General features: G+C 54.6%; 1 protein-coding gene. It reads left to right on the forward strand.

Annotated elements, in window-relative coordinates:
• On the forward strand, positions 1-355 hold a 355-nt coding region (locus GHO42_RS05045; RefSeq protein ID WP_153384132.1), incomplete at both ends, for a multicopper oxidase domain-containing protein.

A 355-nucleotide genomic window follows, 5' to 3' on the forward strand; every position in this document is an offset into this window, starting at 1 on the left:
CACTGGCACGGCATCATCCTGCCCGCCAACATGGACGGTGTGCCGGGCTTGAGCTTCCACGGCATCGCTCCCGATGGCATGTACGAATACAAGTTCAAGGTCCACCAGAACGGCACTTACTGGTATCACAGTCACTCAGGCTTCCAAGAACAGTCCGGGGTCTATGGGGCTTTGGTGATCGATGCCAAAGATCCGGAGCCGTTTGTATATGACCGTGATTACGTCGTCATGCTCAGCGATTGGACGGATGAAGACCCGGCGCAGGTGCTCTCCAAACTCAAGAAGCAATCTGACTACTACATCTTCCACAAGCGCACAATTGGCGACTCCGTTGACGATGTGAGCGAGAAAGGCT

It is taken from the genome of Pseudomonas sp. FSL R10-0056, from assembly GCF_009600105.1.
In the GTDB taxonomy this organism is placed as follows: Bacteria; Pseudomonadota; Gammaproteobacteria; order Pseudomonadales; family Pseudomonadaceae; genus Aquipseudomonas; species Aquipseudomonas bubulae.